This window comes from Citrobacter sp. Cc139 (genome assembly GCF_030334645.1).
In the GTDB taxonomy this organism is placed as follows: domain Bacteria; phylum Pseudomonadota; class Gammaproteobacteria; order Enterobacterales; family Enterobacteriaceae; genus Citrobacter; species Citrobacter werkmanii.
On the sequence record NZ_JAOWDM010000090.1, the window covers coordinates 224,476 to 242,793 of the forward strand.

At 49.2% G+C, this 18,318-nt stretch carries 29 protein-coding genes and 2 pseudogenes; 18 read left to right on the plus strand and 13 right to left on the minus strand.

The window, feature by feature from the left end; genetic code table 11:
• The 13 genes from OGV69_RS17335 to OGV69_RS17395 all read right to left on the minus strand — a co-directional run bounded on the left by OGV69_RS17335 (position 1) and on the right by OGV69_RS17395 (position 10,421).
• Positions 1-1,617, minus strand: coding sequence for a TerL protein (locus OGV69_RS17335; RefSeq protein WP_191238675.1), 1,617 nt, complete (start codon positions 1,615-1,617; stop codon positions 1-3).
• 198 nt (positions 1,618-1,815) lie between these two features.
• On the minus strand, positions 1,816-2,418 hold the full coding sequence (locus OGV69_RS17340) for a hypothetical protein (RefSeq protein WP_048214539.1): 603 nt from the start codon (positions 2,416-2,418) through the stop codon (positions 1,816-1,818).
• Positions 2,419-2,662: 244 nt separating this feature from the next.
• Positions 2,663-3,670, minus strand: a complete 1,008-nt coding sequence (locus tag OGV69_RS17345) for a tyrosine-type recombinase/integrase (RefSeq protein ID WP_191238676.1) — start codon at positions 3,668-3,670, stop codon at positions 2,663-2,665.
• 86 nt (positions 3,671-3,756) lie between these two features.
• A complete protein-coding gene (locus tag OGV69_RS17350; protein ID WP_191238677.1) occupies positions 3,757-3,960 on the minus strand; it encodes a hypothetical protein in 204 nt (67 codons plus the stop codon).
• Positions 3,961-4,024: 64 nt separating this feature from the next.
• The gene (locus tag OGV69_RS17355) at positions 4,025-4,600 is read right to left on the minus strand and encodes a hypothetical protein (protein ID WP_191238678.1); all 576 of its coding nucleotides are present in this window, start codon (positions 4,598-4,600) and stop codon (positions 4,025-4,027) included.
• Complete coding sequence (locus OGV69_RS17360) at positions 4,597-5,046, minus strand: lysozyme (protein WP_191238679.1); 450 nt, start codon at positions 5,044-5,046, stop codon at positions 4,597-4,599. The genes OGV69_RS17355 and OGV69_RS17360 overlap by 4 nt, the downstream gene beginning before the upstream one ends.
• On the minus strand, positions 5,030-5,353 hold the full coding sequence (locus tag OGV69_RS17365; protein ID WP_191238680.1) for a phage holin, lambda family: 324 nt from the start codon (positions 5,351-5,353) through the stop codon (positions 5,030-5,032). Before OGV69_RS17365 ends, OGV69_RS17360 begins: the two co-directional genes overlap by 17 nt.
• A gap of 84 nt (positions 5,354-5,437) precedes the next feature.
• On the minus strand, positions 5,438-5,986 hold the full coding sequence (locus tag OGV69_RS17370; RefSeq protein ID WP_286469425.1) for a hypothetical protein: 549 nt from the start codon (positions 5,984-5,986) through the stop codon (positions 5,438-5,440).
• Positions 5,987-6,289: 303 nt separating this feature from the next.
• A complete protein-coding gene (locus tag OGV69_RS17375; protein ID WP_286469426.1) occupies positions 6,290-7,093 on the minus strand; it encodes an antitermination protein Q in 804 nt (267 codons plus the stop codon).
• 3 nt (positions 7,094-7,096) lie between these two features.
• Positions 7,097-8,968 (minus strand): toprim domain-containing protein, encoded by a 1,872-nt coding sequence (locus OGV69_RS17380; protein WP_286469427.1) that lies wholly within the window; start codon positions 8,966-8,968, stop codon positions 7,097-7,099.
• 103 nt (positions 8,969-9,071) lie between these two features.
• A complete protein-coding gene (locus tag OGV69_RS17385) occupies positions 9,072-10,049 on the minus strand; it encodes an LvrA C-terminal domain-related protein (protein WP_286469428.1) in 978 nt (325 codons plus the stop codon).
• A complete protein-coding gene (locus OGV69_RS25375; protein WP_502873887.1) occupies positions 9,995-10,303 on the minus strand; it encodes a DUF4222 domain-containing protein in 309 nt (102 codons plus the stop codon). Before OGV69_RS25375 ends, OGV69_RS17385 begins: the two co-directional genes overlap by 55 nt.
• Positions 10,194-10,421: a hypothetical protein gene (locus OGV69_RS17395; protein WP_047500072.1), complete on the minus strand. Its 228-nt coding sequence runs from the start codon at positions 10,419-10,421 to the stop codon at positions 10,194-10,196. The genes OGV69_RS25375 and OGV69_RS17395 overlap by 110 nt, the downstream gene beginning before the upstream one ends.
• Positions 10,422-10,531: 110 nt before the next feature.
• Here OGV69_RS17395 and OGV69_RS17400 point away from each other — a divergent pair, with 110 nt between their 5' ends.
• From OGV69_RS17400 to OGV69_RS17485, 18 genes and pseudogenes are all read left to right on the plus strand, one after another.
• Positions 10,532-11,221 carry a LexA family transcriptional regulator gene (locus OGV69_RS17400; RefSeq protein WP_286469430.1) on the plus strand — a complete coding sequence of 230 codons (690 nt, stop codon included), beginning with the start codon at positions 10,532-10,534 and terminating at the stop codon, positions 11,219-11,221.
• A 191-nt stretch (positions 11,222-11,412) separates the two neighbouring features.
• Complete coding sequence (locus OGV69_RS17405; protein WP_286469431.1) at positions 11,413-11,625, plus strand: hypothetical protein; 213 nt, start codon at positions 11,413-11,415, stop codon at positions 11,623-11,625.
• The gene (locus OGV69_RS17410; RefSeq protein ID WP_286469432.1) at positions 11,626-11,817 is read left to right on the plus strand and encodes a hypothetical protein; all 192 of its coding nucleotides are present in this window, start codon (positions 11,626-11,628) and stop codon (positions 11,815-11,817) included. It abuts the gene before it with no gap.
• Positions 11,814-12,239: a hypothetical protein gene (locus OGV69_RS17415; RefSeq protein ID WP_286469433.1), complete on the plus strand. Its 426-nt coding sequence runs from the start codon at positions 11,814-11,816 to the stop codon at positions 12,237-12,239. The genes OGV69_RS17410 and OGV69_RS17415 overlap by 4 nt, the downstream gene beginning before the upstream one ends.
• A 61-nt stretch (positions 12,240-12,300) precedes the next feature.
• Positions 12,301-12,570 carry a hypothetical protein gene (locus tag OGV69_RS17420; protein WP_286469434.1) on the plus strand — a complete coding sequence of 90 codons (270 nt, stop codon included), beginning with the start codon at positions 12,301-12,303 and terminating at the stop codon, positions 12,568-12,570.
• A 118-nt stretch (positions 12,571-12,688) separates the two neighbouring features.
• Complete coding sequence (locus OGV69_RS17425) at positions 12,689-13,045, plus strand: hypothetical protein (protein ID WP_032948002.1); 357 nt, start codon at positions 12,689-12,691, stop codon at positions 13,043-13,045.
• Positions 13,045-13,295 (plus strand): annotated as a pseudogene (locus OGV69_RS17430) (hypothetical protein). The gene OGV69_RS17425 and the pseudogene OGV69_RS17430 overlap by 1 nt, the downstream one beginning before the upstream one ends.
• Positions 13,267-13,485: a ParE family toxin-like protein gene (locus OGV69_RS17435; protein WP_286469435.1), complete on the plus strand. Its 219-nt coding sequence runs from the start codon at positions 13,267-13,269 to the stop codon at positions 13,483-13,485. Before OGV69_RS17430 ends, OGV69_RS17435 begins: the two are co-directional and overlap by 29 nt.
• Positions 13,482-13,988 (plus strand): hypothetical protein, encoded by a 507-nt coding sequence (locus tag OGV69_RS17440; RefSeq protein ID WP_088902159.1) that lies wholly within the window; start codon positions 13,482-13,484, stop codon positions 13,986-13,988. Before OGV69_RS17435 ends, OGV69_RS17440 begins: the two co-directional genes overlap by 4 nt.
• Before the next feature lie 11 nt (positions 13,989-13,999).
• Positions 14,000-14,830, plus strand: coding sequence for a BRO-N domain-containing protein (locus OGV69_RS17445; protein ID WP_286469436.1), 831 nt, complete (start codon positions 14,000-14,002; stop codon positions 14,828-14,830).
• Positions 14,827-15,393, plus strand: a complete 567-nt coding sequence (locus OGV69_RS17450; RefSeq protein WP_286469437.1) for a beta clamp domain-containing protein — start codon at positions 14,827-14,829, stop codon at positions 15,391-15,393. Before OGV69_RS17445 ends, OGV69_RS17450 begins: the two co-directional genes overlap by 4 nt.
• A complete protein-coding gene (locus OGV69_RS17455; RefSeq protein WP_151216384.1) occupies positions 15,390-15,614 on the plus strand; it encodes a hypothetical protein in 225 nt (74 codons plus the stop codon). Before OGV69_RS17450 ends, OGV69_RS17455 begins: the two co-directional genes overlap by 4 nt.
• Positions 15,611-15,823 (plus strand): hypothetical protein, encoded by a 213-nt coding sequence (locus tag OGV69_RS17460; protein ID WP_085049203.1) that lies wholly within the window; start codon positions 15,611-15,613, stop codon positions 15,821-15,823. Before OGV69_RS17455 ends, OGV69_RS17460 begins: the two co-directional genes overlap by 4 nt.
• A 467-nt stretch (positions 15,824-16,290) precedes the next feature.
• Positions 16,291-16,449, plus strand: a pseudogene (locus OGV69_RS17465) (ATPase); the annotation flags it as partial.
• A complete protein-coding gene (locus OGV69_RS17470; protein ID WP_286469438.1) occupies positions 16,449-16,766 on the plus strand; it encodes a ClpX C4-type zinc finger protein in 318 nt (105 codons plus the stop codon). The pseudogene OGV69_RS17465 and the gene OGV69_RS17470, both read left to right, overlap by 1 nt.
• Positions 16,763-16,909, plus strand: coding sequence for a hypothetical protein (locus OGV69_RS17475; RefSeq protein ID WP_286469439.1), 147 nt, complete (start codon positions 16,763-16,765; stop codon positions 16,907-16,909). Before OGV69_RS17470 ends, OGV69_RS17475 begins: the two co-directional genes overlap by 4 nt.
• A 7-nt stretch (positions 16,910-16,916) precedes the next feature.
• Positions 16,917-17,144: a DUF4224 domain-containing protein gene (locus OGV69_RS17480; protein ID WP_286469440.1), complete on the plus strand. Its 228-nt coding sequence runs from the start codon at positions 16,917-16,919 to the stop codon at positions 17,142-17,144.
• Positions 17,144-18,154, plus strand: coding sequence for a tyrosine-type recombinase/integrase (locus tag OGV69_RS17485; RefSeq protein WP_286469441.1), 1,011 nt, complete (start codon positions 17,144-17,146; stop codon positions 18,152-18,154). Before OGV69_RS17480 ends, OGV69_RS17485 begins: the two co-directional genes overlap by 1 nt.
• Positions 18,155-18,318 lie beyond the last annotated feature (164 nt).

Sequence of the window (18,318 nt, forward strand, 5' to 3'; positions counted from 1 at the left end):
TCACGCTCCGGCCAGTTTGGCCCAATTATCAAGAGAGGAATCCATCGGCGCGTAGTTAATCATCACGGCGTCGGCGAGGTTCGGAGATTTTGTACCTTCCGGCTGTTTATCCACGAGGATTTTACCCACGGCGTTTTTCGACCACGTAGGCTGTGAAAGCTCCATCAGCAGGCGGTCAATATTTTCTATCTCGCTGCTTATCGAAATGATTTCGTCGGGGTTGTATTCCATCCCGTTCAGCGCACGGAAGGTGTTACGAAACAGCTTGCGAAGATGCCACCAGCTCTGTGCTTTCGCGTTCGCGAAGAAGTCTTTATTCAGGCGTGCCGCTTTACCGTTATCGCCTGGAACGGCTTCATCTTCAGGATCGAATACGCTACCGCTACCACGGAATGGCGTAGCTGTGATTGTTCCCCGGCCTTCAGCCTGCCTGAGCTCGTTTATCACGCGAGCATCTCCACGCGCACCGGCGCCCAGACCGTCCTCATCGAAACGGAACTCATCCAGGCCGTAATCGTCACAATACCCAAACGATTTAACGACAGAGGCGTAGATGTCGCTTCCGATGCCAGACCATTCGTGAACGTTCTGCAGAAGAAAGCCATAGCGGCAGGAAAAGCCGTTTTTGTCTTTCCCTTCGTCTGCGATATCCATTGCGCCGAGGCGCTGGCCGCTGGGCTGAATACCCAGTTTGATATGCGCGTCGACGGCAGCCTGCACCCATTCAGAAGGAATGAGAATCCCCTCCGTGGATGCGCTGTAGTTCAGGTCCAGTTCCTGAGCAACGATAATTGGATCATCAATTTTCAGACATTCGTTGCGGTACCACTCATCATCCTTGCGCGGGTCGCTGCGCCAGTGGAACGTAAACACCGGGATATTTCCGCTGTGGCGCTTACGGGCAAAAGGGTTATTCATGCCGTTGACGGATGAGAGGTCTATACGGCAGCGGGTTGTCTGAGAGAGCGCAGCGTCGATGAGTAATGGCCGTTTAAGGAATGCCGATTCATCCACGAAATAAAGCGTGGTACGGTCACCACGGCCAATGTTATCGCCAGCCTCTCCCTTAATGACCGCGCCCGTTTCCGGGAACTCCACGCGCATGTAAGGCGCATGTTTTTTGTCACTCCATGAACCGCGAAACTCTACCGGCAGCAGCTCGACAAACTTACGCGCTTTCCAGAACAGTGCTTTCGGGTCGCCGGTACTGTCGACATATTCCTCTTTACGGGAACCGAACCCGATCACCATTTCTTTGTTGAACAGGCAAAGCGAACAGGCCAGACCGATAGAGGTCCAGCTCAGCCCCATTTCGCGGCTTTTTTCTGTCAGTCCATGCTCAAGACTGGCGCGCCTGTCCATGATCCAGTTAATCCATTCCTCCTGGCGGGGGAACAGCAAAAACGGGATAGTCGCAGGCAGGCCATAATCGAGGTTACGCGGGTCTGTCGTCATGCCCCAGTCGATGATGAACTGGGCCGGGTTAGTGCGGTAAAACTCACGGAGTGCCGGAAGCATTTCAGGCGCTTTCCTGATCCGCTCCAGCCTCTCCATTCTCCACTCAAACACGGCGGTATAGTCCGGTTTGCGGAAGTCAAAGGGGAACGGGATCGGCACAGAAAAATTCCTCAAAAACGCCCCGATTTAACATAATGGTCGTTACCCGCACTGGCGCAACAGCACCCATCACGCAAACGGCGTGAAGCCTCTGTTTTGAACAGAAAAGTGGTCAAATCGGGATGAATAAAACGTGCATAAAACGGGTCAAAAAGTGCATAGCGTTTTTTTAGTTCGAAACGCCTGTTTTTGCATTTTTCAGCCCATGTATTTTTTGTAGATATCTGCCGCTTCCTGCGGGGTCAGGTTCGCCGCTTCGGCTTTGGCAGCCTCGTCCATATTGGTGAACGATTCGAAAATTTTCGGTGCTCCCAGCTCCATAAGCAGAGTAGGCGGAACCTTAATCCCCTCAGCCTCAAGTAGCTGCGCCGCCTCCAGCGCGGAGTATTTCCCGGCCACCTTGTGTTTCATCACCTCGCGAAGCACATCACGCTGACGTTCTTCCTCGCTATAGACGCTGGTACCAAGACCGAGCACTTTTGAAAAAACAGCAATATCGTTGTGCGTGGGCAGCACATCTTCAATCGTGGTTTTCACACCATCCGGCGATGTGGTGACAACCTTCCGTTTACGAACGTCCAGGCTCTTACCGGCGACGCGGTTTATTTTCTCTCTGAGAGCTTCGCGAGCCTCAGTGAAAGCGCGCTCAAACTCGATATTCTCTTTACGCCAGCGACGGATCGTCGTCTCGTCCACACCTAAGCGCTGAGCAACCATCCGATTGCTGATTTTGCTACGGGCTAATGCCATGTCCATAACGATACCGACGTAGGCTTTTCTGAAGCTTTTTTTAGGAGCCATACTTCCGCCTAAGTCAATGTGATTATTTTTTGTTCAAAATCCAATTTTGCCGATCCGGGTGCGGCGTATCACGCGGCAAATTCTGGCTTGCAGACCGCGTCCTCTCTGGTGCCAAGTGCGGCATATCAGAGGGGGTAAAAATGCGGCATATCCTTTTTTTCGGGAAAACTGCGATTTGATGCCCGGAGGCCGCGCAGAATGGGGAGATAGTGGATCGCCCTAATATTTCCACTATGTGGATAACTCAGTCGTCCAAATCCATCTCCACCACTTCACCGAAAAGGTGACCGTAAACGTCCATTGTGGTTTTGATGTTCGAATGCCCAATAAGTCGGGAAACCTTCAGAATATCGACGCCTTTGTTTGCCAGGCGAGATACAGCAAAGTGGCGAAGATGATGGAATCGCTTAATGCCATAGTCGTTCAGGGTTCTGACGAGAACTCCCTGAGTGCCGTAGCTGGTAGCGAGGCATGCGCCGGTAAACTGATTGCAGATAAGAGGCTCAGAGGAACCAAGCTTATTTTTATCCAGCAACGCGAAAAGCTCACGCGGCATCCGTACCCGGCGCTCCACTCCTCTTTTCAGCCCCTCATGTATAACGCCGTCAACAACATGCCCCCGGATGTCGATCCAGTCGGCTGACACGTCGTTATAAGTAACCGCCAAAGCCTCACCGATGCGCAGGCCACAAATCCCGAGCCAGCACGCGATACGCTCACGAACTGGCGCGTTATTCAGTAACTCCCTGACCGATGATGATGGTGGTATGGTGATGGGCCGACGCTTCCGGCGCGCGGGACGGTCAACAGGGTTAAAAGTGATGAGCCGCTTTTCCACCAGCAGGAAGAAAGCCGAACGAATCCAGCGATGGCAGCCGGTGCGAACCGAATCAACGATATCGCGATGGCTAATATGGAGAATATTTTTTTCCAGTATCGGCCCGTCTACAGCGAGAAGATCGTGACGGCATTTCGTATATGACGACAGCCGTATGATATTTTTTTCCAGCTTGCCGGCCTGATACCCCAGATAAAACAGAATTAACTTTCGGAAAGTCCAGGAATGGTCTATTCCGGTCCAGCTGGCGGTTCGACAATCCAGCTCGATATTCTGTTTTTGCCAGAAAAGATGTGCGGCATCATCAATATTCTTAAAGATGCGGCGGCGCCCATGACCGGATTTATCATCCTTCCAGTGGACGTAATATTTTGATTGTCCATTGGCATCTAGGGATAGTTTAAGCGATGCCATACAGATTACCTCTGATGAATTCTACGCCATTATGATGGGTCTACCCATTATGATGGCAATAAAAAACCGCCCGAAGGCGGTTGTACTCACTTGTCTTTCATCGCATTTTCAATAGCGTCTGCCAGTGACTCAATATTTGCTACAGCAAACTTGATGTCCTTTTCAAGCTTGTCCCTTCCTGTGTAACTGGAAGAAGCTGATACTGACGCTTTGATAATTTCTAATGCTGCTTTAACAATCTCACCACGGTTGCGCTCTTCTTTTGTAGCGTAAACGTAATTCTCAAACATGTTTAATCTCCATATAAACCATGCCTATCATGGTACTTCTTATATTGGTGACTAATTTTAAATTTCAATGCGATGAGCTGCCTAAATTCTCCAATTGTGACTCTTTTCTGCTACTTTCAATTTCACGAACTCCAGCCAGCTGGTTATTCGCTTTTTCTATAGTGGCCAGCAGCGGCTTGATCCAGAGAACAGCCTGGCAATAAGTCAGCGCGCTGGTGGTAGTGGTGCTATCACCGGTTGCGTCAGCGTTCCCGGAATCGGTGTGCATTGCGCTGGCACGTAAACTGTTCGCGTAGCTGAGCAGCCCACCAGCGACATCAGCAGGAACAGGCAGATCACAGGTTTTTTCACGGCGGAGGATCTCCCGATACTCGATAACGGTTTTATCGGAGCTCGCATCAATCAGCGAGTTTAGTCGGCTGGCGTTTTCGGCAACCTGGTTAAACCGGTTGAAGTTGAAAGCCTGTGCAGCGATAACCGTCCCCTGAAGGGTGTTATCACTTCGCAGAACGTCATTATCACTCTTCAGCGTAGCGACGTAAGAGCGGCTGTTTGCCAGCAGGACACACAGCACGGCGACAACGATAACTATCGCCATCAGCGCCGGCAGCTTCCAGTATCTTTCAAGGATGCCTCTCATGACAGGAACACATCACGCTCAGCCTTGCGGCGATTCGTGAGCCCCGGCATAACCTTCCCGCCCGCCTTGTTCCAGCGCAGGAACTCATCAGCAGCACCTTTGATATCGCCACCGTTCAACCTCTTCAGCAACGTGGATGTTGAAAGAGCACGCGAGCCAACGTTGTAAGCGAACGATACCAGCGCATCAAACTGGCCTTGCGTCAGTTTCACCCTGACTAACTTCAGCACGTCGTTTTCATAACTCACCAGTCCTATTTTTAGCAGACGATCAGCAGTGGCCTGGTCAATCGTCATTCCCGGGCTTACGGGTTTGCCGTCTACCGGATGAGTCCAGCCATAGCCAATCGTCCACGGCGCACCACCTGTCCCTGGGTCTGGATAGGCAGTCAATCGACAACCTTCGTATTTTTTTATCAGTGCAATGCCTTCAGGACTGGTTTGCATCGTTAACCCCCACCTTTTTGGTTGCGAATTTTTTAATCAGATTGCCGATCGAATCGGTGCCGATGTATCCAATAAAGACGCTGGCTATGTAAGCGAGATTGCTGCTAAGCCCGATAAAGTCCAGAAGGTCGCGAACGAACCAGGCAATCATCGCGCACATCAGTGCGTCAATTAGCGTTTTTGTTACTGCACCGCCGTTATAGCGACCGCGCAGGTACGCCATGATGAAAGCCAGCATTGCACCAATACCCTGCTCCTTGGCGGCAAGTAGCGCAGCGATGAAATCTTGTTTGTATGGCATTTTCATAGGCCTCACCTCCGATAGTTCGGATGGCGCTGTTTGTGATGGAATGGGAAATTTAATTCCGAGGAAATAGTCGATGTGAGGAACTCACATCAAACCGCGTAAAGCCTCATTGAGGTCGATACGCCGAAAGCACTTAAGCGCTGTCTGGCGGCTACTGTTGATAATATTAACCTCACCAGCCAGCGCTCTGGCGGTATTGGCAAACTCCCCGCGCCATCGCGTAACGTTCTCTGCTGTAGGGTTATCCAGCCCGACGTGATCACCATGCCAGTGACTGCCGCCATTAATGGAGCAGTCAAACCCTAACAGGATTATGTTTTTCGCCCCCAGACTGGCAGCAAACAGAATCGAGCGTTGCCCGGAGTTAAAGGCCCACCGGGTGTCTGTATCAAACAGGTTTAGCCCATAGCGTTTATGAGCCCGATAATTACAGGTCCAGCGAGAGGCTGAAGACGGCAGAACATTGATGTTTGCATCCCACCAGCACAGATCACCAGCGTAAATGTATTCACAATCAGGCACGGCTCGCCAGGTGGAGTTAACAGCAATAACCGGCAGCCCCGATCCGGAGATCAGTTCGCAATCTGATTTATTGAGAGACGGGCCGGATGCACAAATGATGAATGTATTCATTCGTGTTGACCTGGTTCGGGAGTAATTGGTTACGGTTGCCGATGCTTATCTTCGGCTTGTCTCTGAGGACTGCAATTAACCGTAACGGAGAGAGCACTGAGCCTACTGTGACGGGTTATCGTCACTCTTTCCCCCGAAGGGTGGCCCTCGACGTAGAACGCCCATAAGCCCAATGCTCTTTCCTGTTACGTCCATAAAAAAACCCGCTCGGAGGCGGGTTTGATTTCGTGCAGGCGCAATAACCTACGATTTGAAGCATACACGACAAGTTCGGACAAAATCAAGCTTAAAGTCGCTAATATGCTAAATTTTGCTCACATCGTCACGAAAGCTCGTTGCGTCCTGAAACGCCGAGTCTGCTTTTTGTTCTTCCCTGTGGCAGACATTGACAAGCACCTCCAGAAACGGTTTCCAGTTACGGGTCCATGTTCTGACGTGCAGATCCGGGACTCGCTTCAGTATCGCTTTATAGGCTGCAGTAGACGGCACCCCAGAAAATCCGTTTCCGCTGCAGCGCTCGCAGGTTTTAAACACCGGCGCGCCACGCTCGCCTGTGGCTTTGCGGTCGAGCACCTCACCTTTGCCGCCGCAACGGCATCGGGCCAGCAGCTCACCTTTACCGTTACAGGCGGTGCAAAGACGCTTAACCTGTTCACGTTCTATTTTTGGCGTAACAATCTCGTCACCATCGATGTTGTAGAGTCCTGGATACTTAACCACGTCCTCACTCACCTCAATAAGTCCGCTACCGCTGCAACAGTGACATGTCACGCTGGTTGCAGCAGAACGGGAATACTCAGCAAAGGCAAACTGCGCCAGCGTCAGCATACATGCTCCAAGAGCATCACCAGCGGCTTTGCGGACATTCTTTGGGGCGTTTTTGATAGCAAACTGCGCCAGCGCCTGCGCCGCCAGTTGTTCATCCGTCTTGCTGATCCCCGCTTTACCGAAGAAAGCAGCCAGACCGAATCGCGCCCGGCTGCTGGTGGTACCAATAGCAGCCATAACATCGGTGCCGGTGATACGATCCGGAGAGGTTCCTTTCACGTCGTCGCTGATATGCATTCCCTGAGGGCTGAAATGTTTGAGTGATGCTTCCAGTTCCATATATCAAACCCTCGTTACGTTGGTGGCTTCCCACTCGAGATCAAGCTCGCTTTGCGGCTTACCGACCAAGTAGTTAAATGGTTTTTTCTCGCCTTCCAGGAACTGGTGAGAGCGAGAGTCAAAGTTAGCTCCGATATCGCCGATCCATCCTTCACCTTCTCGTTGCTTCAACAAACGAATCATTGAGGCGGGAAGATTGATCGCGGCTTGTTCGTCTTTGTCGAGGCTCTCATACCCCATACGATCCGCTTTTCTCTGCGCCAGCTCGCGTGGAATGTTACGCCAGACGGCCATCACGTTGTCGGGCATATCCGTTAAAGCACCGGTGCCCTTTACGTCCATCTTTCCGGTTGGAGCGGAGTCGTTTGTTTTTCTGGCATGGGTAACCAGCAGGACGTGACAGTTATGCTCGTTCTTAAAGTCGCACAACGTATCGATGAAGTCCTTCTGCCCTGTGTAGTCTTCTTCATCTAACCCACATTTAGCCAAGTTATCTATGACGAAAAGCTCAATGCCATAACGTCGCCGGGCATAGGCAAAAATCTCAAGAAGCCGGTCTGCTTTGGCCGTTCCGGTGAGCTTGAATACCCAAAGTCGGTCAGAAAACCATTCGTTGGTCATAATGATTTCTTCACGCTTCGGTGAGGAAGTACAGATGGTTTGCCGCGTGAGACGGGCAAGCATTTTGCCTGGTTTAAGCTCCAGAGAGGCTATACAGGTCCTGACGCCCTGACTCATCGCATCAATCGCAATATGTCCAACGAACTCTGTTTTGCCATGCCCATTAACGCCATTGACAAGGGTCAGCTCGCCGGCACGGAACTTAAAGTTGTTGTTCAGCGAAGTCCATGGGCTTGTAAACAGGCCGGTATCCCGATGTTCGAATGCCTCGATAGTTTCCTGAAGTAAATCCCCTGCAGAGCAAAGCTCATCGGGATCGAAGAATTTAGCTCGCTCCATGTATTCCAGAATGGATTCGCTGTCCATACCGTTCATCAGGCAATCGTTGATATCTTTGTGCGGAAGTTCAACCATGCGACAACGGTGCTCTCCAAGGCGTCTGGCGATTTCTTTTGCAGCTTCACGACCTACGTCATCATTGTCCAGGCACAGCCAAATCTCCTGGAAGCGATCGAGATTGTGGAACTCGTATTCAATCCACTGCTGTTTGGCACCCTTACCGCCGCCAAACGGAACAGACAGGGCATCATAACCGAGCTGCGTGAAGGTCATGCAGTCAATCTCACCCTCGCATAGCACTACCAGCCTGGTGTTTTTATCCAGGGCCTGCCAGCCAAACAGACATGGTTCACAATCAGATTCAGCCATGATCAGCTTTTTGCCGTTTGGCCGCTCGGTACCAATACGTTTTACCTGCAGCAGTTCTCCGTTCCGAATGTACGGGAATGCCACGGCAGGCACCTCGCGGTTTTCTTCGTGGTACCAGACCACCGCGTCTGTCACTTTAAAACGATCGGCTGTTTCACGGGTAATGCCACGCGAAGCAAGGTAGTCGTAGCATTTGCTGGCCGATTTAACGCCCTTCTTCGTCGGGCGAGAGAACGTTTTTTTCTTCGCTTCGAAGTGATGGTCGTCGTCTTTCAGGCCAAGAAACTCTTTCGCTTCTCGCATGGCGTCATGCAACTGACAGTTACGCACCAGAACCCAGAGATCCAGCAGGTCACCGCTGTCACCGCTGGCAAAGTCAGCCCATGACTTTTTACCGCCGATATTGACCTTGAGGCTTTTGCCTGAGTCGCCATTCGTATTGCCAGCACACCACTCTTTCCCCTCCAGATGTCCTTTCGGAAGGAGAAATTTAGCGACGCGATCGGCGTTATCCCATAGTTTTTCTGATAGTTCAGCAGGGGTCATCAGACACTCCGTAAATCAAATTTGATAAAGCACCACGTCACGAATCCCTCGCGCAGAAAGCCACAGTTATAACCAGCAACCAGTACACGCTTGAGGGTTGTTTTCATGGGCGGTTAGCTCCACGTTTCATGCGGTCAATTGCGGCCTGGTTAATAAAGACCTCGGCAGAACCATCGTTTGGCTTTGCGTACCACGACTGACTGCTACTGCTTTGCTGCTGTTCGGGTGGCTTCACTGCAATAGCCCACTCATCCTCAAAGTGGCGATCTGGGCCAAAGAAAGTTGAAGCCTGTTTGACGAACTCAGTTCCGATCTTGTTTTCGGTGGCCATAAATACCGCGTAGCGTGTAACCCCCTCCAGCATCGCTTCTGGCTTGACACCCTGTTTCAATCTGGCGTTCCATGCTTTCCATGCAGCCTGTTTGGAATTTCCACCACGACGCTTCGGGTAAGCGCTCCAGACCTCTTCGAATGCAGGAGAATAATCATGTTTATTTTTCTGTTCCGGTGTGTCGGCGGCAGCCGATGCACCAAGAGATTTATTCTCTGTAGTAATCTCCTGTGTAGTCTCCTGGTAATCTACTGTATGAATGGATGCGGAATTTCCACGTAACTGCTCGTGGGTTTTCCCCACACCTGCTTGCTGGTTTTCCACATCACTGTTTGCGGAATTTCCGCATCCTTGCTCGTGGGTTTTCCCCACACCTGCTTGCTGAACTTTTCCGAGTAATAATTCTTCCAAGCGCAACTGGTTAACTCGAAAGTAAAGCTTTGCCGGAATTCCTCGTTTTGCTTCTTCCAGAACGCCGCAGGAAACCAGTTTTTTACGGGCGCCTTCCTGCTCGTAACGAGTCAGTCCGGTTTCCTCTTCAAGGTCTGCCTGTGTCTTGTAGAACCATTGGCCATCCATGCGGTTTTGCCAGTACACAATTTGCGATAGGAACAATGCGCCGGTAATACCCACACCAAGACGGACGAATGACCGCTGAAAGGCTATTGGACGATCAACGAGCTGCAAAAATTGACTCATTCCGCCACCCTCTGAAAATACTGTTGAAACTTCCAAACGGGCTGCATACATTCATGCGAATACCCCTGTCTGGTGAAATAGACCTGCTGTTTTTCCCGATTCCATCCAGTGACATGTACAACAACACCTCGCGGATCGCGATAATCGATATCGAGTGACTTAATCGGATCTGGTGATGTGTTCGCGTGTGACATGTCACACCTCAGTTCCGCTCTTGAAAACCAACTGTTCTTTTGTGATAACGGGCTTATCCACGAATGACTTTGATGCGCTTTCGATCGCCAAGGCCAGGCGAGGAGAGGCATTGCGATAGCCATAGGCAATGAGATTTAGATATCCCGAAGATGTGCCTGATTTTTTAGCAAGATCAGCCCACTGTTCTTTTGTTGAGGACTTACGCCAAGCAAGTAATTGGTTGTTCATTACGGTCTCCTTTGCAATGAACGAACTTTAGCTTTTTGCTAAATTAAATGCAATAATCATTTAGCAGTTTGTGTATTTACCACATTGCTAAATAATGAGATTATTTTGACATGGACATAAAAAGCATACGTAAATCAAACCTTGAGCGGCTCATCGTTGAGTTCCTAAAACGCGACACTCATACGACAAAAGCAGCTTTCGCAGAGCTATGCGGGATAAGTCCTGCTCAGTTGAGTCAATTGCTTGGCGAAAATAACAGTCGGAACATAGGCGACAAAATGGCCCGAAAAATTGAACAGGCCATGGGGCGCCCATTTGGTTGGCTGGATAGCCCGCGCAATGCTCCTGACGGAATTAAAAATGAGTTGGAGTATGTCGGAACAGTCAGACTAGGAGCGGTGCCAGTTGTAGGGGAAGCGATTCTTGGAATTGACGGAATGATCGATATGCTAGAAATCCACGCTGGATGGTTACAAATATACAGCGCGGATAGGGATGCCTATGGGCTGAAAGTAAAGGGAGACAGTATGTGGCCTCGTATACAGTCTGGAGAGTATGTCGTCATAGAGCCAAACACCCAGGTTCATACAGGTGATGAAGTTTTTGTCCGAACAAAGGATGGGCATAACATGATCAAAATCATGAGTAAAACTCGCGATGGCGATTATCAGTTCTCAAGCGTAAATAGTGATCATAGACCTATCACCCTGAGTCCCGATAGCATCGAGAAAATGCATTTTGTTTCGGCTATTGTTAAGCATACTCGTTATGTTGACAATGATGAAATGCCAACTTTATAAGACCTATCCCTACTCCGCCCCAACCGACCCGATGGTCGGTTTTTTTACGCCTACTACATAATGAAGTTAAATTAATCATCTTGTTTATCAAATACATAAACATAAAAAGTAAATAATTTAGCATTTATCGATTGCACTAGATTTACCATTTTGCTAAATTTACTTCATCAACAGGCAACGGAGCCAATGAAATGAATGCAGAACAAATGTTTTCCGAGAACGGTACCATCCACAATATTGCTAAGAATATTGATCGCGTAATCAACGCGCTTGAATACGTAGAATCTGATAAAGATGTTGAATATAGACCAGCGGCACTTATAAAAATTTGTATCGACCAGTTAAAAGCAAACCTTTCTGTTATGAACCACGAACTTGGTTGTGATTGGCCGGAGAATAAATAAATGAAAACCTTCAAAGGCCTCACCCTCGAACCGGAAACCGCTTTTCGTCAGATAGCCGCGATGATTGAAACTGGATTAATTATTTCGGTTATCGATATAGAAGAAAAATCGGATCTTGGTGATTGTATTTTTTGCTTAGCAAAGCAATACGCCGAGGCTGCTCATGATTACGCAATGGAGAATAGAAAATGAAAACTCCCATCGAAATACTCGAAAGTGTCGCAGCTGATATTGTGGAAAACACCTCGTTACTTGAGGTTATTTATCGTAACTACGAGCTTCCGCCAGAAGCCGATAACGCAATTGCATGCCTTATTCGTTCAATGCAGAAAACTCTGGATGGTGTTAATGAATACGTCACCATGCTACCCCCGGAAAGCATTACCCGGAACGCCAGCGCCAATAATTCATCCGCAGGGGCAAGCAAGAGATTAACATCTGGCGTGCTTAACAACTGGGCTACAGAAGCCGGAAACTGCAAAATGGCGGTTTGTAATGCGATGGACTGCATTCCGCAGGAATTATCTGCAATAGGAACTCTGACTATCGTTTTTGAAAAGCTCGACGAGCTACAAGAAGTAATCAGCAAGAAAGCTGAAAAAATAAACTCGTAATTAACAAATAAATAATTAACGCCTTAAATGGTGTGGCATCACTCACCCTGAGGAAATGCAAATGAATATTATCGTCAGAAGTGAAGTCATGAATAACAAGGTCCATCCAGCTAATCAGGATGACGAGATTCTTTACATAAACAAAGCCCACAAAACAGCAGAGTGTGCCAATAAATATGCGCATGAGCTGCGTGCAGAGTTTACCCAGTTACTTATGCCAGCAATCACACGCACTGATGTGAAGGTAGCAGGAAGATTCACTTCATTACTTAATGAGCTTTGCTTCATGACCAAAATGACCATGGAGAACACCTCAAAGGGGGGGCAATAATGACGTTTCTGAAAGATAAAGCAGCACACAAAACAGCAAAACTTTTCGCCTCTTATGGAAATAGTTATCTGCATATTGCAAACCTTTTTCTGCGCAAGGCTTACGGGCGGTAGTGACAATGAAAAACAACACCATTGAAATTTATCGCCGCCGCATTGCTATTGCGACATTAAATCGAATGAAGCGTAAGACAGGAGGTTATTGCCTATCCGTAAATATGCCCGATAACAATATTCAGGTTATCGAGATTAACGAAGAATCAATGATGAAACTTTTGCTGCGCTTCGAAAAACAGGCTCGGACTGAATTCAACACAGAAGCGGAAACATTTCTTCGCCAGACGTATATGAAAAGCGTCGATATCAATGGACACACCGAATATCTGACCGAAACAGGAAAGATGATTGTTGACGAGATTTTTGCGGAATTAATTAAACACGCGAAAGAGAAATACGTATGTGGAGGAATTAACTGATGGCCTCACAACAAACAATTATGCACGGAATGCAGATCCCCCCCCAGTCCTCAACGTGGATCTGCATGTGCTTCCGGATTTCACCGGGCGCGTGGTTCTTTACATCGAAAAAGGGCGTGTGACATGCGACCGCCGGCTGCTCGACGACGAACATATTTGCGCACTGGACACTTTTATCGAAATGGCCCGCGAAGCCGGGTTACGTATACAGGAGCTAACTGGTGGCACTGACAGCAATTCGAATACCTGAACGCGTACACCTGCAGGCGATGCAGGTCCTGCTGCGATACCGACGGAGGCGAGTATATGCACGACGTATGCGACGCACCGGATTTCTCAGTCTGAAGGTTAATCCGCGCTGGCGGATGCTATCGAAAGACAATGGCCGCAATTGGGAAGTAATGAGTCATGAAACATATAACGGAGAATTAAAACGATGAGTACCAACAAAAACGACAACGTAAAGCAGCTAGTTGCCCGACTGAAAGAAATGCAGGAGCAGTCCGGTACGCACATCCCCGCGTGGATGCTCGATGAAAATCGTTACGGCAAAGGTACGCTGACAACTGAAGAACAGCATGAATGGGCTGAAACCGTTTGTCACTCCATGCGCGGAACTGTTGCCCTGCTTTACCTGATTGAATGTGAAAAACGCTGGGGCCTCCGAGATGGTGAGTATCAGTTTAAAACCGGTGAGTTTGTTTTTGGCTTAACGCGGGGGCTTATCGAGAACCTGCTTATTGAACACGTAGAAGGCGCACTGATCGAGCAAAAACCACAGGAAAGATATCTGGCTGTATTCAAGTTCTACTCCGCCAACGATCAGCGCATGAAAGAAGATGGTCATTCGTGGTTTGCAGAGTTTTTAGACGACATCTTTACGGATCTTGCCACTCGCGTTCGCGCTGGGGAAGTAACACCCGTTCAACACATTTTACACTGAGGGAAATAACGATGAATAACCAACTAATGAACTTCAGCTCAGAGGAACTCAATTTTTCGATGAGCGGAATTCTTTATGAGGGAAGGCCAGCATTTGACGCTGTAGAACTGGCTAAATCCCTCGGTTATACGAACCCGGCAAAAGCCCTGAAAGACCACTGCAAGGCGTTGATTAAACTTGATTATAACGAATCGTTAGAATTGGGTTTTGGTGAAAAACCGCGCGGTACTCAGCTGGCGGGCCAGGCTGATTTGTTCCGGCTTATCCTGCGCAGTCAGCTTCCATCTGCTGAACGTGTGCAGGACTGGGTTTGTGAGGATGTACTCCCTGCCATCATGACCACAGGCACATACAGCAAAGAAGTTCCAGTAGCTAAATCACACCAGCAGGAAATCAGCATGAACCATGACATTCTTTCACTGGCCCGCGTTGTGGCCGAAGCAACCGCGTCAGCGACGATGAAAGCAGTAATGGAAGTGAGTGGCGCCAACCTGGTTGCAGCTTCGCCTGTATCTTCCTCTCTACCACAACGGCGCATTAGTTCGACTGAATTCGTGAATACCGATGCCGAATTCGTTCCGGTACACAAAGTGTCATGGGAAACCAGTCTGTCCGATCCTTCGTGCCGTCGTCTTGTTCAGTTCGCAAACCTGCCCTCCAGACAGTTGCCGGGAGTTCGTGGGCTGTGCGTACATCGTGAATCGTTCATTCACGCATTTCAGGTGCTGCTGGAAGAATCCGTTCGCCCAAGCGGTAAACGCAAGCGCTGGCAGCATCCTGAATTTGGTGGCTTCGTTCTGCGTAAGGATCCGAAAGAGATCTTCGTGGAGGTGGAAGCATGATCATCCAGTCGAAACTCATTCGCGCAGCTCTGGTATGCGCAGCAAAAAATGATGTCCGTTACTACCTGAATGGTGTGCACATCACTCCGAAATATATCGAGTCGACTAACGGGCATGTAGCCCTGCGCATGGAGCACGGCATCCGGACGAAGAAAAACATCATCGTCCAGTTTGAAGGGCCGGTTCCGGCGAAAGCGGAAACCACTGAACTGGTATTTAACAAAGAAGCGTTTGCCATTCACCGCGACGCATTCGAACGCCGGATTTCGATCACCGGCATCAAACTTGTTGATGGTCGCTTTCCTGATATGGAACGCGTCATCCCGAAAAAAGTGGATTTCAGTATCAATCCGGTTATCCAGGCTGAATACCTCAGTTATCCGGAAAAGATGTTTGGTCGCGAGCGGAAGTTTATTCCCATCCAGTTACGCCCTTCCGGTGAGGCTGGAGCGGTTCGCATTCAGTTCGATCCAGTGATCAACACTGCATACGGTAATCCTGAGTTCGTCGTGATGCCATGCCGTGATGATGCTTTCAAAATTATTGAGGAGCATCTGGTATGAAAATCGAATATCAGGACTATGGCGCCGTAGCGAACATCGTGATCACCAGCACTGTGTTTGAGTTCCGTAAACATAACCGCGTGGTAGACGCCACGCTGCTCTGCACACCAGGAATAGTTGCAAACCGTAGTGGAATGTTCTTCATGAAGACGGTTTTGTCCGGAAAATCTCGCGATATGTTGCGAGCCTACAAGACAATTCAGCGTGAGGTGAAACGATGAGCAAAGGCCAGCAACCAGCCTATCCATGCCCGCGCATCGATACTCCCCGTGGCATGACTTACCGCCAGCACCTCGTTGTGCAGATAGCGCCGGTAATGCTCACGAATTTTTTTAGCAATGATGCCTGGCAGGATTACGACGACCTAGCCAGAACTCTGGTGATGGCTGTAGATGCCATCATCGAAGCTGAGCGGGAGACGGCGAAATGAGCAAAATCACTAACCCTGTCGTGCTTATCCATAAGCGCGAAAACAGTGACACCTACGCGGTTGCGATTACCAGTGGCAGCCAGGACTTTCACGACGCCGTTCTGATGGCGACGATGGAACCGGATATGACCGGCGATGATGTGGATACCTGGAGCAAAACCGGTTACTACATGGCCACTGAGATTGAGCGACTAAAACAAGCCCTGTCTTCTGCGGAAAGCAACCTGATTGATTCTGAATGCCATGTAGCTGAATTGATAAGCAACAGAGACCGTGCCAATGGGTTGATTGACACATATGACTGGCAGCGCCAGCGCCTCCATGAAGCTGCTGAGAAGGTCATCAAATGGTGCAGACAAGAAGCGGAACATCGTACCGGCGATCCAGACAAAGCAGAAAACTATGCGTGCGTTAAAGAACTACGCGACGCATTAACTTTTTGCGAAAGCTCTGGAGGTATCGGGAAGAAAACTCTGACTATCTCCCTGCCAGATATCACGTCAAAGGCGTTCTGGAGCGATACCGGGAAAAGCGAAGTATTCCATCCGGAAACCTATAAGCGCTGGGTGAAAGAAGCTATCGAGCGAGCTTGTGTCATTGCCGGGATCGGCGTGGAGGTGAAGTGATGGGTGTTTACAGCGATGTGTATAAATGGCAGCAGATGCCCCAGCGAGAACCAGACCCGAAAACGGTATGCAATTTCTGCAAGCAGATTACAAGCGAAGACAAGCTCATTGTCGGTCCCGGCGTCAACATTTGCATGGAATGCGTCGATGTTTGTAACGAAATCGTCGCTGAATGGCAAACCAAATACCGGAAGAAAACTATTGAAGAAATGGCAAGGGAGCTCTGCGTGGCGGATGAAACGCTTACCGCTGATAAAGCAATCACTTTAGCCAGCAGTGTTTTCGATGCCGGGTATCGTAAGGACAGCGCGCAATGAACAAGGTGTTTGAAATCTGGGTGCGTCAGCGGTACGGAAACCGCTACGACCTCTCGCGGGATCAGGAAGGATTCTACTGCCGTGAAGTGGTTAAACGAATGTTCGAAACGTGGTGCCACTGCCGTGGCCTGAACGTGGTGTGAGGTGGGTATGAAAGTCGAAAATGATATCATTTCAGACGCTGATATTGAAAAGTTGACCGGTTATAAAATTCCGTCAAAGCAATGCGAAAGCTTGCGTGATGCCGGGATATTTTTTATAACCAGGCGCGATGGACGCCCTCGCACAACGTGGGCACATTTCAATGATCCGCTTTCACACCGACAGAAAACGGTTGATGCTAACGGACCTCAGCCTAATTTTGGAGCTCTTGACTAATGCCACGCGCACGCAAAAACAAAGAAGATGCCTGGATGCCTCCGAGGGTTTACCTCGGACGTTCAGCCTATGAGTATCATCCAAAGGGAGGTGGTAACATCCGCCTCTGTGATAAGGCCTGCACACAGGCGCAGGTATGGACTGCCTGGGAAGCGCTGATTAATGACAGACCGGACGAATCAGCACTTTCAGGACTTATAGAAAAATTTTTCCAGTCAGGAGATTTTTTTGAACTGGCCGCTGAAACACAGAAGGATTACCGCAAATACTCCAAAAAGATAATCGATGTTTTCGGGCAGATGCCACCAGATAGCATCAAGCCTGAACACGTGCGTAAATACCTCGATAAGCGTGGCGTGAAGAGTCGCACCCAGGCCAACCGGGAAAAAGCATTTATGTCACGCGTGTATCGCTGGGCTTACGAACGCGGCTATGCCAAGGGCAATCCCACAAAAGGCGTTAAGCAATTTAAAGAGACTGGCAGGGATCGCTACATCACGCACGAAGAGTACAACGCCTTATATGGCGTATCTCCTGATGTCGTACGTGTAGCTATGGAGCTGGCATATCTGTGCTGCGCACGTCAAAACGATGTACTTGAGATGAAGAAAAGCCAGCTTATGGCTGAAGGAATACTGATTAAGCAAAGCAAAACAGCAGTAGCACAGATTAAAGCATGGTCCGACCGGTTGAAGGCAGCAATTGAACTTGCTAAAGCACTGCCCCTCAACGAAGGGATGAGCAGCCTGTATATTATTCATCAACCTACCGGACACAAATACACCAGGGATGGCTTCAACAGCCGATGGAGAAAAGCCAAAGAAGAAGCGCGGATAAAACACCCACATTTGAGTTTTGACTTCACATTTCATGATCTGAAAGCGAAAGGTATCTCAGACCTGCAAGGGAATATTTACGAGAAACAGGCTATCTCCGGACATAAAAATGTGGAACAAACAGCGCGGTATGATCGCAAAATTGCTGTCGTTCCGGTCGTTGGAGGTCAATAAAATATTATGAAGTGATATTATGAAACAGCAGATTTCAGGCATAAAAAAACCACCCGTAGGTGGTTTACACGACACTGCTTATCATTGATTTTATTGCTTTATTCCCATGGTACCCGGAGCGGGACTTGAACCCGCACAGCGCGAACGCCGAGGGATTTTAAATC

Excerpts from the sequence above, each read along its gene's own strand:
- OGV69_RS17365 (WP_191238680.1), bottom strand. The coding sequence starts at position 5,353 with ATGAAAATGCCATACAAACAAGATTTCATCGCTGCGCTACTTGCCGCC.
- OGV69_RS17410 (WP_286469432.1), top strand. The coding sequence starts at position 11,626 with ATGAAAACCTTCAAAGGCCTCACCCTCGAACCGGAAACCGCTTTTCGT.
- OGV69_RS17425 (WP_032948002.1), top strand. The coding sequence starts at position 12,689 with ATGAAAAACAACACCATTGAAATTTATCGCCGCCGCATTGCTATTGCG.
- OGV69_RS17460 (WP_085049203.1), top strand. The coding sequence starts at position 15,611 with ATGAGCAAAGGCCAGCAACCAGCCTATCCATGCCCGCGCATCGATACT.
- OGV69_RS17450 (WP_286469437.1), top strand. The coding sequence starts at position 14,827 with ATGATCATCCAGTCGAAACTCATTCGCGCAGCTCTGGTATGCGCAGCA.
- OGV69_RS17340 (WP_048214539.1), bottom strand. The coding sequence starts at position 2,418 with ATGGCTCCTAAAAAAAGCTTCAGAAAAGCCTACGTCGGTATCGTTATG.
- OGV69_RS17350 (WP_191238677.1), bottom strand. The coding sequence starts at position 3,960 with ATGTTTGAGAATTACGTTTACGCTACAAAAGAAGAGCGCAACCGTGGT.
- OGV69_RS17345 (WP_191238676.1), bottom strand. The coding sequence starts at position 3,670 with ATGGCATCGCTTAAACTATCCCTAGATGCCAATGGACAATCAAAATAT.
- OGV69_RS17355 (WP_191238678.1), bottom strand. The coding sequence starts at position 4,600 with ATGAGAGGCATCCTTGAAAGATACTGGAAGCTGCCGGCGCTGATGGCG.
- OGV69_RS17445 (WP_286469436.1), top strand. The coding sequence starts at position 14,000 with ATGAATAACCAACTAATGAACTTCAGCTCAGAGGAACTCAATTTTTCG.
- OGV69_RS17420 (WP_286469434.1), top strand. The coding sequence starts at position 12,301 with ATGAATATTATCGTCAGAAGTGAAGTCATGAATAACAAGGTCCATCCA.
- OGV69_RS17395 (WP_047500072.1), bottom strand. The coding sequence starts at position 10,421 with ATGAACAACCAATTACTTGCTTGGCGTAAGTCCTCAACAAAAGAACAG.
- OGV69_RS17440 (WP_088902159.1), top strand. The coding sequence starts at position 13,482 with ATGAGTACCAACAAAAACGACAACGTAAAGCAGCTAGTTGCCCGACTG.
- OGV69_RS17375 (WP_286469426.1), bottom strand. The coding sequence starts at position 7,093 with ATGGAACTGGAAGCATCACTCAAACATTTCAGCCCTCAGGGAATGCAT.
- OGV69_RS17385 (WP_286469428.1), bottom strand. The coding sequence starts at position 10,049 with ATGTATGCAGCCCGTTTGGAAGTTTCAACAGTATTTTCAGAGGGTGGC.
- OGV69_RS17405 (WP_286469431.1), top strand. The coding sequence starts at position 11,413 with ATGAATGCAGAACAAATGTTTTCCGAGAACGGTACCATCCACAATATT.
- OGV69_RS17415 (WP_286469433.1), top strand. The coding sequence starts at position 11,814 with ATGAAAACTCCCATCGAAATACTCGAAAGTGTCGCAGCTGATATTGTG.
- OGV69_RS17455 (WP_151216384.1), top strand. The coding sequence starts at position 15,390 with ATGAAAATCGAATATCAGGACTATGGCGCCGTAGCGAACATCGTGATC.
- OGV69_RS25375 (WP_502873887.1), bottom strand. The coding sequence starts at position 10,303 with ATGCCTCTCCTCGCCTGGCCTTGGCGATCGAAAGCGCATCAAAGTCAT.
- OGV69_RS17470 (WP_286469438.1), top strand. The coding sequence starts at position 16,449 with ATGGGTGTTTACAGCGATGTGTATAAATGGCAGCAGATGCCCCAGCGA.
- OGV69_RS17475 (WP_286469439.1), top strand. The coding sequence starts at position 16,763 with ATGAACAAGGTGTTTGAAATCTGGGTGCGTCAGCGGTACGGAAACCGC.
- OGV69_RS17480 (WP_286469440.1), top strand. The coding sequence starts at position 16,917 with ATGAAAGTCGAAAATGATATCATTTCAGACGCTGATATTGAAAAGTTG.
- OGV69_RS17370 (WP_286469425.1), bottom strand. The coding sequence starts at position 5,986 with ATGAATACATTCATCATTTGTGCATCCGGCCCGTCTCTCAATAAATCA.
- OGV69_RS17485 (WP_286469441.1), top strand. The coding sequence starts at position 17,144 with ATGCCACGCGCACGCAAAAACAAAGAAGATGCCTGGATGCCTCCGAGG.
- OGV69_RS17400 (WP_286469430.1), top strand. The coding sequence starts at position 10,532 with ATGGACATAAAAAGCATACGTAAATCAAACCTTGAGCGGCTCATCGTT.
- OGV69_RS17380 (WP_286469427.1), bottom strand. The coding sequence starts at position 8,968 with ATGACCCCTGCTGAACTATCAGAAAAACTATGGGATAACGCCGATCGC.
- OGV69_RS17360 (WP_191238679.1), bottom strand. The coding sequence starts at position 5,046 with ATGCAAACCAGTCCTGAAGGCATTGCACTGATAAAAAAATACGAAGGT.